10 protein-coding genes are annotated in these 13271 nt (G+C 70.7%); 5 read left to right on the top strand and 5 right to left on the bottom strand.

All coding sequences use genetic code 11. From position 1 onward, the window contains the following. Window positions 1-519, bottom strand: a 519-nt coding sequence (locus ACFY2B_RS39435) for an IclR family transcriptional regulator (protein ID WP_390767876.1), incomplete at its 3' end; no start/stop codon positions are given. 149 nt (window positions 520-668) lie between these two features. Between ACFY2B_RS39435 and ACFY2B_RS39440 the strand changes: the two genes are divergently transcribed. The 5 genes from ACFY2B_RS39440 to ACFY2B_RS39460 are packed head-to-tail and all read left to right on the top strand — an operon-like array spanning window position 669 to window position 5857. Next, the gene (locus ACFY2B_RS39440; protein ID WP_390767877.1) at window positions 669-2060 is read left to right on the top strand and encodes an ABC transporter substrate-binding protein; all 1392 of its coding nucleotides are present in this window, start codon (window positions 669-671) and stop codon (window positions 2058-2060) included. Between the two features lie 26 nt (window positions 2061-2086). Next, window positions 2087-3034: a carbohydrate ABC transporter permease gene (locus ACFY2B_RS39445; RefSeq protein WP_390767878.1), complete on the top strand. Its 948-nt coding sequence runs from the start codon at window positions 2087-2089 to the stop codon at window positions 3032-3034. Then, window positions 3031-3909, top strand: coding sequence for a carbohydrate ABC transporter permease (locus ACFY2B_RS39450; RefSeq protein WP_390767879.1), 879 nt, complete (start codon window positions 3031-3033; stop codon window positions 3907-3909). The genes ACFY2B_RS39445 and ACFY2B_RS39450 overlap by 4 nt, the downstream gene beginning before the upstream one ends. Next, window positions 3909-4766: an NAD-dependent epimerase/dehydratase family protein gene (locus tag ACFY2B_RS39455; RefSeq protein WP_390767880.1), complete on the top strand. Its 858-nt coding sequence runs from the start codon at window positions 3909-3911 to the stop codon at window positions 4764-4766. The genes ACFY2B_RS39450 and ACFY2B_RS39455 overlap by 1 nt, the downstream gene beginning before the upstream one ends. Next, window positions 4763-5857 carry a glycoside hydrolase family 99 protein gene (locus ACFY2B_RS39460; protein WP_390767881.1) on the top strand — a complete coding sequence of 365 codons (1095 nt, stop codon included), beginning with the start codon at window positions 4763-4765 and terminating at the stop codon, window positions 5855-5857. The genes ACFY2B_RS39455 and ACFY2B_RS39460 overlap by 4 nt, the downstream gene beginning before the upstream one ends. A gap of 242 nt (window positions 5858-6099) precedes the next feature. Here the strand turns inward: ACFY2B_RS39460 and ACFY2B_RS39465 are convergent, their stop codons facing one another. From ACFY2B_RS39465 to ACFY2B_RS39480, 4 genes are all read right to left on the bottom strand, one after another. Next, a complete protein-coding gene (locus ACFY2B_RS39465; RefSeq protein ID WP_390767882.1) occupies window positions 6100-8334 on the bottom strand; it encodes an RICIN domain-containing protein in 2235 nt (744 codons plus the stop codon). A 44-nt stretch (window positions 8335-8378) separates the two neighbouring features. Further along, window positions 8379-9743, bottom strand: a complete 1365-nt coding sequence (locus tag ACFY2B_RS39470) for an RICIN domain-containing protein (protein WP_390767883.1) — start codon at window positions 9741-9743, stop codon at window positions 8379-8381. 672 nt (window positions 9744-10415) lie between these two features. Beyond that, entirely contained in the window at window positions 10416-11261 is an 846-nt protein-coding gene (locus ACFY2B_RS39475) for a hypothetical protein (protein ID WP_390767884.1), read from the bottom strand. A gap of 464 nt (window positions 11262-11725) precedes the next feature. Next, the gene (locus ACFY2B_RS39480) at window positions 11726-12937 is read right to left on the bottom strand and encodes an NAD(P)/FAD-dependent oxidoreductase (protein WP_390767885.1); all 1212 of its coding nucleotides are present in this window, start codon (window positions 12935-12937) and stop codon (window positions 11726-11728) included. Window positions 12938-13271 lie beyond the last annotated feature (334 nt).

Genomic DNA, 13271 nt, shown 5'->3' on the forward strand with positions numbered 1-13271 from the left:
CACCCGGGCCCTGGCGCGCGGGGGCGCCACCGGGGGGGGGGGGGGGGGGCCGCCCCCCGCCCCCCCCGGGGGGGGGGGGGGGCCCGCCCCCCCCCGCCCCACCGCCGAGTACATCCGCAGCGCGTGCCGCGACTCGCGTTTGGCCAGGTAGACGATGTGCGTGCCATCGAGCCTGCCGAGATGCACGGCCTCGCCGGTCTCCTCGGCGAGGGTGTCGAGGACCGGCCCGGCCAGGCTCGCCACGTCGTCGCCCGCCAGGTAGGCGGTGCCGGTGAGCAGGGCTTTCAGGCCAAGGCTGTAGCGCGTGCCGGAGGGATCGACGTCCACCCAGCACCGCCCCTGCATGGTGCGCAGGACCGCGTGCAGGCTGCTTTTGGGCACGGCCATCGCGCTCGCCATCTCGGCGAGCGAGAGACGGGCGCCGTCCTGCCCGAGCAGTTCCAGAACCTCCAGCACCCGGGCCGCCGACTTGACCTCGTCACCCTTGCGTCCCTGCGCGGTATCCGTCACCGATTCCACTGCCCCTCCGCTTCCCACCCAGACGCCGACCGGACCTTCACCCGACACCTAATCCCACCCTGCGTCTTGACGCTATATCAAGGCGAGCCTAAGTTCAGTCACTCCAACGCCATTCGGCCTTCTGAACGGTCGACCCTAGGTAGGGGCTCATGCGTATATCAGCTTCCCGCACGGTCAAGTACGTCGCCACCGCCGTGGCCGCCACCCTGTCGCTCACCTCGCTGACAGCCTGCGGCGGCAGCGGCTCCGGAGGATCGGACTCCAAGAGCCTTCAGATGTGGACCTTCAAGCAGTCCCACGTCCAGGCGCTGCGCAACGCCGCCAAGGAGTTCAAGAAGGAGACCGGGATCTCCGTGAGCGTCGAGGCGTTCACACCCGAAGAGGCATACATGACCAAGGTGCAGAGCGCCGCGAAGACCGGCGACCTGCCCGATGTCCTGGAGGTGCACTCCGACGGCGAGGACCGTGTGCTCGGCGCGTCCGGCATCGCCGCGGACCTCAAGGACGACTACAAGGGCGCCTGGCTCGACCGGATCCAGTCCTCCGTGCACGACTCCGGCCTCGTCACCCCCGAGCGCTACGAGAAGTCGCGCAGTTCGAAGTCCACGGACAACGGCATCGAGAAGGGCGCGCGGTACAGCGTCCCGCTGACCATCGGCACGTTCGGCATCGTCTACGCCAACAAGGCGAAGCTGGCCGAGGCCGGCATCAAGGAAGCCCCGAAGACGTGGGAGGACCTGCTCGCCGCCCTCAAGGCGACGACGGCGAAGGACCCCAAGAACGGCGGCCTGACCACCGGTCTGAAGGCCAGAGGACCCGGCCTGAACTGGATCCTCCAGCCGCTCGCCTTCGCACAGCTGGGCAAGGAGGGTTACGACAACCTCTTCGGCAAGGACAAGAGTTCCGACTTCGGTTCGCCGAACGGCGTCAAGGCGCTCTCCCTGTACGACCAGCTGACCCCGTACTGGACACCCGGCACCCAGTCCCTCGACGTCGACCAGGCGGACCAGACCTTCGCCCAGGGCAAGGCCGCGTTCGACGTCGGCGGCACGTTCACGCTCGCCTTCCTCCAGCAGAACGGCATGAAGCCGGACGACGTCTACGCCTTCGGTCTGCCCGCCCCCAAGAACGGCGCGGTCACCGACCTGTCGCTCGCGCCGATGGCCCTGACCGGTATGACGCTCAACTCGGCGAGCAAGCAGCCGGAGAACGCCAAGAAGTGGATGGAGTTCCTCTCCGGGAAGCAGGTCGCGGCCCAGTTCGCGACGGACGCCACCGACCTGCCCGCCACCGACCTCGGCGCCGACTCCGCGAAGGCGCTCGGCCCGACGCTCGACTCCATGTTCCAGACCTTCAAGGGCACGCCTGAGACCACCTACGACGCCAACCTCAACCAGGACATCCAGGCTCCCGGTTACGAGCAGAACGACGTCGGCGACATCCTCGCCGACCTGACCCCGCTCAAGCGTGCCTCCGTCGAGGACACCGCGCGCAAGATCAGCGAGCTGAACCAATCGTACTGGAAGGCAGCCGGCCAGTGACGGTCCAGCCCACACTCCCCGCGAGAGTGGCGAAGGACCGCGCCGCGGCTGCGGGGAACGCACCCCGGCGGCGCAGGGATCGCAGGTACGAGGCGCTCACGGGCTATCTGTTCGTCGCGCCGGCCGTCGTCCTGTTCCTGGTGATGGGCCTCTACACCGTCGGCTACGGCTTCGTCCTGTCCTTCGCCAAATGGAACGGCTTCGCCCCGAACTGGGAATGGGTCGGCCTGGGCAACTACAAGGACCTGCTGTGGCAGGACCCCGTGTACGCGCCACGGCTGCGGCAGGCCGCCGTCAACACCTTCTGGGTGATGCTGGCGGCTCCCGCCCTCACGGTCATCGCGTCCTTTCCGCTCGCGGTCCTGCTCAACCAGGTCAAGCGGTTCCAGAGTGTGCTGCGCTCGGTGTACTTCCTGCCGTACGTCACCAGCGGCGTCGCGGTGTTCTTCGCCTGGCAGTACATCCTGCAACCGGACGGCGCCATCAACAGCCTGCTCAGCGGCCTGGGTCTGGGCTCGCTTCAGCAGCCGCAGGGATGGCTGGGCAACCCCTCCACGGCCATGCCCACCATGATCGTGGTCCTCGTGTGGGGACACGTGCCCGTGGCGATGCTGCTGTACCTGACCGGTCTGCAGGGCATCGACCGCAGTGTGCTGGAGGCCGCCGAACTGGACGGCGCCGGCTGGTGGCGGACCAATGCGTCCGTGGTCTGGCCGCTGGTCCGGCCGATCACGGCGATCGTCGTGCTGCTGAATCTGCGCGAGGCGCTCCAGGGGTTCCAGACCTTCCTCGTGATGACCAACGGAGGGCCGGGCGACCACACCAACGTGCTGGGTCTTGAGGCGTACCGCCTGGCCTTCCTGAAGAACCTCTCCCCCACCCTGGGCCTGGCCAGCGCCCTGGGCTGGCTGCTGTTCGCGGTCGCCCTCGTCCTCGCCCTGATCAACCTGCGAGCGCTGCGGAGCAAGACATGACATCGATATCGACGGCCCGTCCCCGTGCGGGCCACCCCGCCCTGCGACCGCCGTCCGGCCGGGCCCTGGCCCGGGTCGTCGTGGGCCTGCTGCTCGCCCTGTACGCGCTGGTCAGCCTGTACCCGTTCCTGTGGATGGTGTCGGCGGCGTTCAAGGACCAGGTCGAGGTGGTCAGCGGTGGACATCTGATCCCGCACCACCCGACGTTCCAGACGCTGATCGACACCTGGAACGAACTGCACTTCTTCGACTTCTTCGTCAACAGCCTCCTCGTGACCCTGTACACGGTCGTGCTGACGGTGGCGTTCTACTCCGCCGCCGGATACGCCTTCGCGGTACTGCGTTTCCCGGGGCGCGGCGCGCTGCAGAAGCTGTTCGTCTCGCTGCTGTTCGTCCCGGGCATCACGGTGATGCTGCCGATCGTGCTCCTGGAGAACAAGATGGGCATCCTCGGCACGCACTGGGGGCTCGTCCTGCCGTTCGTGAACGGGGGCGCGCCGCTTTCGATCCTGTTGATGACGGGTGCGTTCACCGCGGTGCCCGGAGAGCTGCGCGACTCGGCTCGGGTCGACGGCGCCGGCGAGCTGCGGATCTTCGCATTCGTCTACCTGCCGCTCGTCCGCCCCGCGTTGATCACCGTCGCGCTGCTGACGGCGATCCCCACGTGGAACGAGTTCCTGCTGACCCGGGTGTCCCTCAACGACCCGTCCGCCTACACCCTGCCGATCGGCCTCCAGTCGCTCTCCTCGGAGAACGTGCCGCACTACAACAACCTGATGGCCGGCGCCCTCATCGTCGTGGTCCCCGTCATCCTCCTCTTCCTGTGCCTCCAGAAGTACTTCGTCAACGGCCTGGTGGGGGCGGTGAAGGGCTGATGCGCGTCCTCGTCACCGGTGCCGCGGGGCACATCGGGGGATTCGCTACACGCGAACTGGCCGCCGCGGGACACGAGTTGACCCTCACGGACCGCGTGCCGTTCGACGCCCCGGCCACCGCCCAGGTGCTCGTCGGCGACCTGCAGGACGCCGAGCTGGTCCGCAAGGCGGTGGCCGGCGCGGACGCCGTCGTCCACCTCGGGGCGATCCCCCACCCCAACGCGGGTGACCCCAGCACCCTGTTCGCCACCAACTGCCTCACCGCACACCGGGTGCTGGACGAGGCCGGACGGGCGGGCGCACACCGGATCGTGGCGGCGTCCAGCCTCGCGGCGGTCGGGCTCGCCTGGTCGCCGGTGCCCGTCTCACCGCAGTACGTGCCCCTCGACGAGGACCACCCGCTCCTCGTTCGCGACCCGTACGGCCTGTCCAAGGTGGTCCTGGAGGAGACGGCCCGCAGCACCCGTCTGCGGTGGGGCACGGACATCGTGTGCCTGCGTTTCCCCTTCACCGGGACCGGGCAGCGGCTCGCGCAGCAGTTGGCCGAGGTCGCCGCCGATCCCGGCGCCCACCGGCACGACCTGTGGGGCTGGCTGGACACCCGGGACGCGGCGGCCGTGATCCGCCGTGCCGTGGAGGCCGACATCACCGGCTGCCACGTCCTCAATGTCGCGGCGCCCGACACCTCCTCCCCGCTGCCCACTTCCGAGCTGCTCCAGCGACACCACCCGGGCGTACCGGCGTTCGCGCCGCTGCCCGGCCGCGCGTCCCTGATCGACACGAAGACCTGCGCGGACCTGCTCGGTTTCACCCCGCGCCACTCCCGTCCCGCCGACCAAGGAGATCGACCCGGATGACCGCACATCCCAGACGCCTGTCCCGGCGCGGCTTCATCGCCGCCGGTGCCGCGGCGACGGCCGCCGTCGCGGCCGGCACCGGCACCGCGTCAGCCGCCGGCCCGCGCAAGGTGTCCCCGCGCGCGCACATCTTCTACTACCCGTGGTACGGCTCGCCCCAGGTGTACGGGCAGTGGCGCCACTGGCAGCAGGGCGCGCTGACCCCGCCCGACGGGATCAGCTCCAACTACTACCCGCTGCTCGGCGCCTACGACTCCGGTGACCGCCGGGGAGCCGTCGACCGGCACATGCGCTGGCTGCGGCAGGCGGGCACCGGTGTCCTGGTCAGCAGCTGGTGGGGGCAGGGCAGTTACGAGGACCGGATGGCGCCGGTGGTCCTGGACGCCGCGGCCGCCGCGGGTCTCCAGGTGGCCTGGCACATCGAGCCGTACCAGGGGCGCGACGCCACGTCGGTCGTCGCCGACATCCGCTATATCACCGAGCGGTACGGCGACCACCCGGCGTTCCACCGCGCCGCGGACCACGGGAACCGCTGCGCTTATTACGTCTTCAACAGTCTGCTGACCGTGGACTGGTCACCGCTCCACGAGGTCGAGGACCAGGCGATCGTGATGGCCCAGACCTGGGACCTCACCCGGATCGGCGACTTCGGCGGTGTGTACACGTACGACGCGATCGCCACGGCCAACAAGCCGGACTGGACGCAGGTCGCCGCGTTCTGCGCGGAGCGGGGCATGGTGTGGGCGCCTTCGCTCGGCCCGGGCTACCTCGACGACCGGGCCGTCCCCGGGAACACGACGCCCACCCTGGACCGCGCACAGGGGCGGACCTACGACCTGGAGTGGGAGTACGCCCTGGCCAGCGGGCACGAGGACGCCGTGCCGGACTGGGTGAGCATCACCTCGTTCAACGAGTGGCACGAGGGCACCCAGATCGAGCCGGCCACGGCCGACACCCCCGGTTCCCTCGACTACCTCTCGTACGAGGGTGCCTACGGCCGCAAGGGCGTCCACGCGCAGACGGCCTACCTGGACCGCACGGCGTACTGGGTCGCCCGTTTCGAGGCCGCCCACGCACGGCGGCGCGGCTGACGGCGTTCCGGCGTGGGGGGGGGGGGGGGCCCCCCGCGGGCCCCCCCCCCCCCCCGGGGCGGCGCCCGGCCCCCCCGTGCTCTCGCCCCCCCCCCCCCCCGGGGGGGGGGCGGCGGGGGGCGGGGGGGGGGGGGGGGGGGGGGGGGGGGGGGGGGGGGCCCCCCCCCCCCGCCCCCCCCCCCCCCCACGCCGATCGGAGCGCCGGCGGCCGGACCGGTCCTGCCGGCCCGGCCATCGGCCGGTTACGGATAGCTTCTGAGGTTCGCGACGTTGCTGCCGGAGTTGGACGGGCCTCCGGTGTTGTTGATGACGTGGCTGATGGTGCCCGTACCGCCGAGGGAGACCGTCACCATGCTGGTGAAGCGCACGTTCGCGTTGTTCGGTGCCTCGATGGCGTGCGCCGCGGTCACGCTCGGGTTGACGTTGAAGTAGCAGTAGCTGCCGAGGCCGTACGCCTGGTGGCTGGTGACAAAGTCGGCCACCTTGTAGGCGGCGTAGCCCTGGGTGGAGCCGTTCATCCAGGCCGCCTGGTTGGGCGGGTCGTAGGGCATCTCGTTCTGGAAGAAGTAGGTCCGGCCGCCGTTGCCGTTCCAGACGGTCTGGTACTTCTGGAAGTGTTCGACGAACAGCCCGTACATCGTGACGTCGTCGCCGTTGACGACGAGTCCGGTGTCCCCGGTGTTGGTGGTCCAGCCGACGCCGCTGCCGTGGTCGGCGCGCCAGATCCACATGTGGTCGCCGATGACGTTGTCGCTGTTGACGACGAGGCTGGTGGTCGCCTTGCCGACGCCCGCGCCGCCGACGCGGAAGTACACGTCGTGCAGGGAGGTCGGGTTCGCCGCGTGCGAGGCCGAGGAGCCGGCCGGGCCGATCTCGACCAGCGTGGAGGAGTTGGTGGTGCCCGCGTCGAAGAGGACACCGGCGATCTTCACGCCGTCGACGTCCGCGACCTTCATCGCGGTGACGCCGTTGTCGGGCACGAACGTGGCGAGACCGAGGCCGAGCACGACCGTATCGGGGCGGGTCACGTTCAGTGTCTGGTCGAGATGGTAGACACCCGGGGTGACCAGGAGGTTCTTGCCCGCGGCCAGGGCGGCGTTGATCTGCGCGGCGGTGGAGCCCTGCTTCACGACGTAGAAGGAGTCCAGGGACAGCGAACTGCCCGCCGGACTTCCGCTCGCCCAGCTGGTCGCCGTGGAGTTGGTGCGCAGCGCCGGGACGAACACCTGGTAGTTGCCGGACGCGTCCACGTACAGGAAGGGCTTCTCCCGGGTGACCGGGCTCTGTGCGACCGTCGTGTACGGCGGGCTGGGGAAGCTGGTGGCGGGAACGCCCTGGCTGCCGACGAAGACCATGTTCCAGTTGGACCCGGTCCAGCTGCCCAGCTGCGAGTTGCGGGTCAGCCACTGCTGCTGGCTGCCCGAGTTGACCTGGCCGTCGATCTTGCTGTCGGCGAGGTAGCCGCCGCTGGACCAGCCGCCGTCGTCCAGCGCGAGGTTGCCGCGCAGGTGCATCCTGCGGTACGACGCCGCCTGCGAGACCGCCCAGCGGTCGCTGCCGCCGGTCGGGTTGACGGACAGGTTCTCGGTGCCACGCCAGAAGTTCTGGGTCGCGTTGCCCTGGAACCAGTCGGCCTCGGCGTGCACCGCGCCGTTGACGGTCACCGCGTCGGGCGTCAGGCCGAGTCCGAGCACCTGGGTGTAGAAGCCGACGTTGACGTCGGCGCTGTAGGTGCCCGGCTTGAACATGACGGCGTAGCGCTGGGAGCCGAACTGGTTGGTCTGCTGTTGCTGGAAGATCGAGTTCAGTCGGCTCTGGATGGTGGCGGACGACATGGACGGGTCGAAGACGACCACGTTCGGGCCGAGGTCCACACCGTCCGAGGGCGGAGCTGTCACGGGGGCCACCTGGAAGCGCTGGGCGGCGCTGCCGTTGCAGGTGTACTGCACGAACTGCACGCTGTCGGCGGTCGAGGCACCCGGATCGTCCAGGCACTTGCCGCTGCCCCGGTTGACGAAGTGGTAGGCGCCGCCGCCCTCGTCGACCGGCAGCCACTGCTGGTTGGCGCCGCCGCCGTAGGTCCACAGCTGGATCGGGGCGTTGTCGGCCGTGGACACGTTGGTCACGTCCACGCTCTGGGCGGCGTCGTTGCGGTTGTTGATGCGGACGTAGCCGTCGCTGGTCGCGGTGAAACTCCACTGCTGGGCGGTGGAGCCGTTGCAGGTGTACTGCTGCACCGCGGTGCCGTTGGCGGTGCCGGCGGCCCTGGCGTCGAGACACTTGCCGCCGGCCGCGTTCACGACGGTGGCCCAGTCGGTGGGCAGGGCGGCGGCCGCGGAGGCCGCGGTGGACCCGGTGGTCGCCGCGGACCCGGTGGTCGCCGCGCTCGACGGAGCGACCGAGAGGAAGGACGCGGCCGCCACTGTGACCAGGCTTGCGGCCAGGGGTCTGGTGGCGGAGCGCGGAAGTCGGAACACGAATCCTCCTTGCCGAACAGGTCGGCCGATGGTGGGGGCTTCTGTCAGCCGGTGTAGGCGGCGAAGACGCGTGTGTAGTCCCAGGCGGACTGGCTGACGCCGGAGCAGCTGTCGGCGGGGCCGCCGGTGCACGGGCGGTCCCGGTTGGCGGACCAGAAGGTCAGGCGGGCCAGGTGGTGCTGCTGCGCGTAGGCGAGGATGGTACGGAAGTCGGCCACCGTCACCGTCTCGTTGTTGTCGGTGATGCCGTTCATCGAGGAGATGCCCATGTTTCGGTACGCCTGGTCGTCGCTGTAGCCGTAGGCGTTCTTCAGCGCGTTCTTGAGACCTTCGGCGGCCTGCACGGTGAGGTTGCCCATGTTCTGGCCGGCACCGCCGAAGTCGAAGGGCATGATGGCCCAGCCGTCGGTGGTCAGGCCGGAGGAGGCGGCCCGGTTGATCAGACTGGTGTCGGGGCCGCTCTGTCCGGTGCCGATGGTGATGTACACCTTCAGGCCCGGGTTGTTGGTCTTCACGGTCTTCAGCGCGTCGACCGTGCGCTGCTGGACGGTCGGGTTGCTGTAGGCGTCGGCCTCGATGTCGATGTCGATGGCCTTCAGACCGTAGGCGTTGATCACCTTCTGGTAGGCGGCGGCGAGTTCGCCCGCGCTGGAGCAGGAACTCTCCAGCTTGTTGCCGCTGTAGCCGCCGAAGGAGGGAATGATGTCGCCGCCGTTCGCGCGCACGGTGTTGACGGTCTGCTGGTCGACGCCGCCGGTCAGCGGCCGGCCGCCGTCCCACTGGGGGTTGCAGTAACCGTTGCTGAGGACGAAGGCGAGCGTGAACCACTTCACGCCGGTGGCGTTGGTGATCGTGGTCGGGCTGGGCGGGCTGCCCCAGCCGTTGTAGAGGTACGGCGCCACGGCCATGGGGGCGGCCGTCGGGGGGTTGCCGCCGCCGTCGGCGGCGGGTGCGGTCCACTTCTGATTGGCGGCGCCGGTGCAGGACCAGAGCTGGGCGCGGGCACCGTTGGCCGACGAGTTGTCGGTGACGTCCAGGCACTTGTCGGCCTGCGGGTTGACGATGTCGTGCGCGGCGGTGACGGTCCACTTCTGGTTCGCGCCGCCGCCGCAGGACCAGAGCTGGGCCTTGGCTCCGTTGGCGGTCGAATTGCCGGTGACGTCCAGGCACTTGCCGAGGGCGCGGATCGTGCCGTCGGAGCCGACCGTCCACTGCTGGGCGGCGGTGCCGTTGCAGTCGTAGAGCTGGACGGCCGTGCCGTCGGCCGAACTGGCGCCGGCGACGTCGAGGCACTTGCCCCCCAGGCCGGTGATGGTGCCGGTGGCGGCCTGGGCGGGGGCGGCCGTGAGGAGGCCGGCGGAGAGAGCGAGAGCGGCGAGGGACACGATCGCGGGCAGTGGTCTGGCCATTGGGGGTTTGGCCTTTCACGCGGAGATGGCGGAAGGCGGTCCCAACACCCCTGCGACTCAAGGGCGTTGAGCGCATTCCGAGGACTTTGTTTAAGGCGTGAAGCTAAAGGTCCGGACCAGCATCGTCAAGAGGTGAAGCGCGACCGGGCCCACAATCGCCCCGATCCGCAATGAGTTGAACACCGGAGGGGAGGCGCGTGCGGAAACCTGGCGTGAGATGTGTCTTGCGGAGGGCGTCGGTCACCGGGCATCGTTCAGGGCACCGTCCGCTCCTCTCGGGCCGGTCGGCCGAGGAGGTGTCCGCATGGCAGGCGGTGACCCGCAGGCCGCCTGCCCGCCTCCATCAGGTGGCACCGGACGGCGCCGGCCGAGCGGTGGAACGGGCCGTGCCATGCCGCCTGCTCGCCGAGTCAGGGTGATCCTCTCGCGGGTTCGGGGCAGGCTACCGGCCGGAAGGGAACGGCGCCCCACCAGCCCTCGCACCGGGGCAGCCCCGCCCCGAAGCCGCCGGGCCCCCGTCGACACCCGGCGGCTCTCGGGAGAAGAGTGTCAGCCGGTCGCCACGACCGTGCCGCAGTCGCTCACCTCCCCGAAGCCGTAGAGCGCGATGACGGAGGGGTCGCCGCACAGGTACGACGTCGGCCCGACGAACGCTTCGCTGATGTCGCTGTGTCAAAGGCGCGCGGTCTCGGCGACCACGTATGCCTGCCGGGTGTGCGGGAACCCGGTGTTGAACGTGCCCGCCGAGCTGATCGGTTCCACGCTGTCCATCGGCAGCACCACGGCGTCGCCGTGGGTGTCCGGCTCCACCCAGTTCACCTGGGCGAGGTAGCTGGAGATGGCGAACGGCATGATGTCGCCCGGGCCGGTGAGGCCGGTCCCGTCGTTCTCCTGGGGGGAGCTGGAGACACAGGCGCCCACGCCGCTCTCGCTCAGGCCCAGTGTGGACAGCCACCAGCTACGTGTGTCGGAGCCGAGCGGCGGCAGCTTCGGGTTCAGCGTGACGCCGTTCAGCTGGGTGGTCTGACAGGTGTAGATCTGCCGGAGTTCGGTCACCGTGAAGGACCGGCCGTCGAGCGGGCTGTCGCCACGGACCGCCGCGGTCACTCCGTCCACCGCGAACACGATCCAGCTCAGGTCGTTCCGGGAGCTGCCGAGGGGCCCTCGGGTGACGCCGGCGAAGTCCAGGCAGTGCGTGCCGTTGTCGATGTCGGAGCGCAGCGCGTTCAGAGCGGCCGACGAGCCGTTCGGGCGCGGGATCAGGCAGCCGATGCCACGGGTCTTGATGACCGGTGAGCCGGTCGATCCGAAGCAGGCGAAGTGCCCGGCGCCGACGGCGTCGAGGACCGGCGTGACCGTGTCCGAGCACACCCCGACGAGCGGCGGGAGGGGCTGTCCCGGCGCCGGGTCGGCCTGGGCCGGCGCGGCGACGGTCAGGGTCAGGACCAGGCCCAGGGCCGCGGTGGCCGACAGCACGGCGGCCCTGGTCGCCCGGCCGGCTCTGTTCAGTGGGTTCACGTGGTGCCTCCTTGTCGCGGAGGTGCGTGCCGACGCCGCCGGACGCAGTGGGCACCTCGTGGCCGAAGAGGCTTTCGTGTCCCCGAAGGTGCGGTGGTGGCGCTGTCGAGGCCGTACGTGCGCCCACGCGTCCGCTCGGCGGGCGTCATGGGGCAGGACGGCGCGCGGCGTCGGAACGCACCGGGGATACGCACGTGCTCCGCGAGTCTTTCAGGGGCACTGCGTACGGACTCGGAAGCGGATGTGAGCGGGGCGCGGCCGAGGCGGCAATTCCGCCCGCACGGCGCGGGTCCGGGCCGAAGGCACCCGCTCGCCGACGGGTGTCCTCGGCAAGTGGGCTCCTCCGGCGAGCGGTTGCCTTCGGCGAGCGGTTCCGGTGTCCCGCACCTGGTTTCCCTTGACCCGGCAGGGCGCCGTCACCGGGCACGGCACTTCGTGCTGCCCGGTGACGGCAGGCTCGGATCTCAGTGGGAGGAGAGGGCGTCGGGTACGTCGGACCACGGGGTGCGGGCGGCCACCAGGGCACGGAGGGCGCGCAGCGGCTTGGTCATGTTGACCCCCACGGCCGCGCAGACCTGTCCTTTCGCGCCGTACAGCGCGGTGAACCGGCGTTCGGCCAGGCCACCGTCCACCACGCGGAAGTCGTCGGCGCCCCTGGTCTGTCCATGGACCTGGATCTTCAGGTCGTACTGGTCCGACCAGACGTAGGGCACGGTGGTGAACGCGGTGGCCCCGCCACGGCCCGCGAGGATGTTGCGGGCCACGGCGAGTCCCTGTTCACCCGCGTTGGTACGGTGCTCGACGCGCAGCCGCCGCCCGGTCGCCCCGTCCAGCCAGGAGGCGACGTCACCGGCGGCCCATACGCCGCCGCCGGCGTACAGCGTGGCGTCGCACTCCACACCGTCACCGGTCGGCAGCCCGCTGTCCGCGAGCCACTCCACGTTGGGACGCGCCCCGATGCCGACCAGCAGGGCATCGGCGTCGAGCGTCCGGCCGTCGGCGAGCCGTACCCCGGTGGCCCGGCCGTCCCGTGTCAGCACCCCTTCGACCACGGAACCGGTCGCGATCCGCACCCCGCGCTCGGCGTGCACCTCGGCGAGCATGCCGCCGACTTCCGTGCCCAGGGCCGTGCCCATCGGTACCGCGGTGTCGGTGACCAGGGTGACCTCGCAGCCGGCCTGCCTGGCCACCGCGGCCACCTCGGCACCGATGAAGCCGCCGCCCACGATGACCAGTCGCCGGCCGACGCCCAGGGCGGCACGCAGGTCCAGGGCGTCCCGCAGCGTGCGCAGCACATGCACGCCCTCGCACGCTCCGGCACCCGGCAGGCGGCGCGCGCGGACTCCGGTGGCCACGACCGCCTGGTCGTAGCCGACCCGCTCGCCGCCGGCCAGCACGACCTGGCGCCGCCTGGTGTCCAGTGCCACCGCCCGCTGTCCGAGCCGCAGGTCGAGGTCGAGCGCCGCCAGCGCCTCGGGCGCGCGCAGCCGGAGGCGTTCGGGTTCCCAGGCTCCGGAGAGCACCTGCTTGGACAGCGGCGGACGGTCGTAGGGAACGTCGGCCTCCTCGCCGATGAGCGTCAGCCGGCCGGTGAAGCCCCGCCTGCGCAGCCCTTCCACGGTGGCCAGTCCGGCGGCCGAGGCACCGACGACGACCACCTGTGCGGGTCCGGTCATCTCACACCTCCTTGTCGGACGCCGAACGGCCGGCGATCCGCTCCGGCCGGCGCGTCCGGCTGCGCCCGGGCTCGGTCCGGTCAGCTCCGCGTCGCTCCGTGCGCTCGGCGTCGATCGACATGTGTGCTCCTTCGACTGGGGACGGTACGGCCGCGGTCACCGGCTCGCCGGTCGAACCGGGACGCCGGTTCTTCGGTTCACCGGTCGTACGGGAACGATCGGCCGACGGGATTCGGTGCCCCGCGCCGGCCGCGGGCGGGACCGGCCCGCGCGGACGGGTGTCAGCCGCCCGCGCTCACCGGCCGATCCCGTCGGCGCGGGCCACCGGCGTTGC

It is taken from the genome of Streptomyces sp. NPDC001270, assembly GCF_042896695.1.
Classification (GTDB): domain Bacteria; phylum Actinomycetota; class Actinomycetes; order Streptomycetales; family Streptomycetaceae; genus Streptomyces.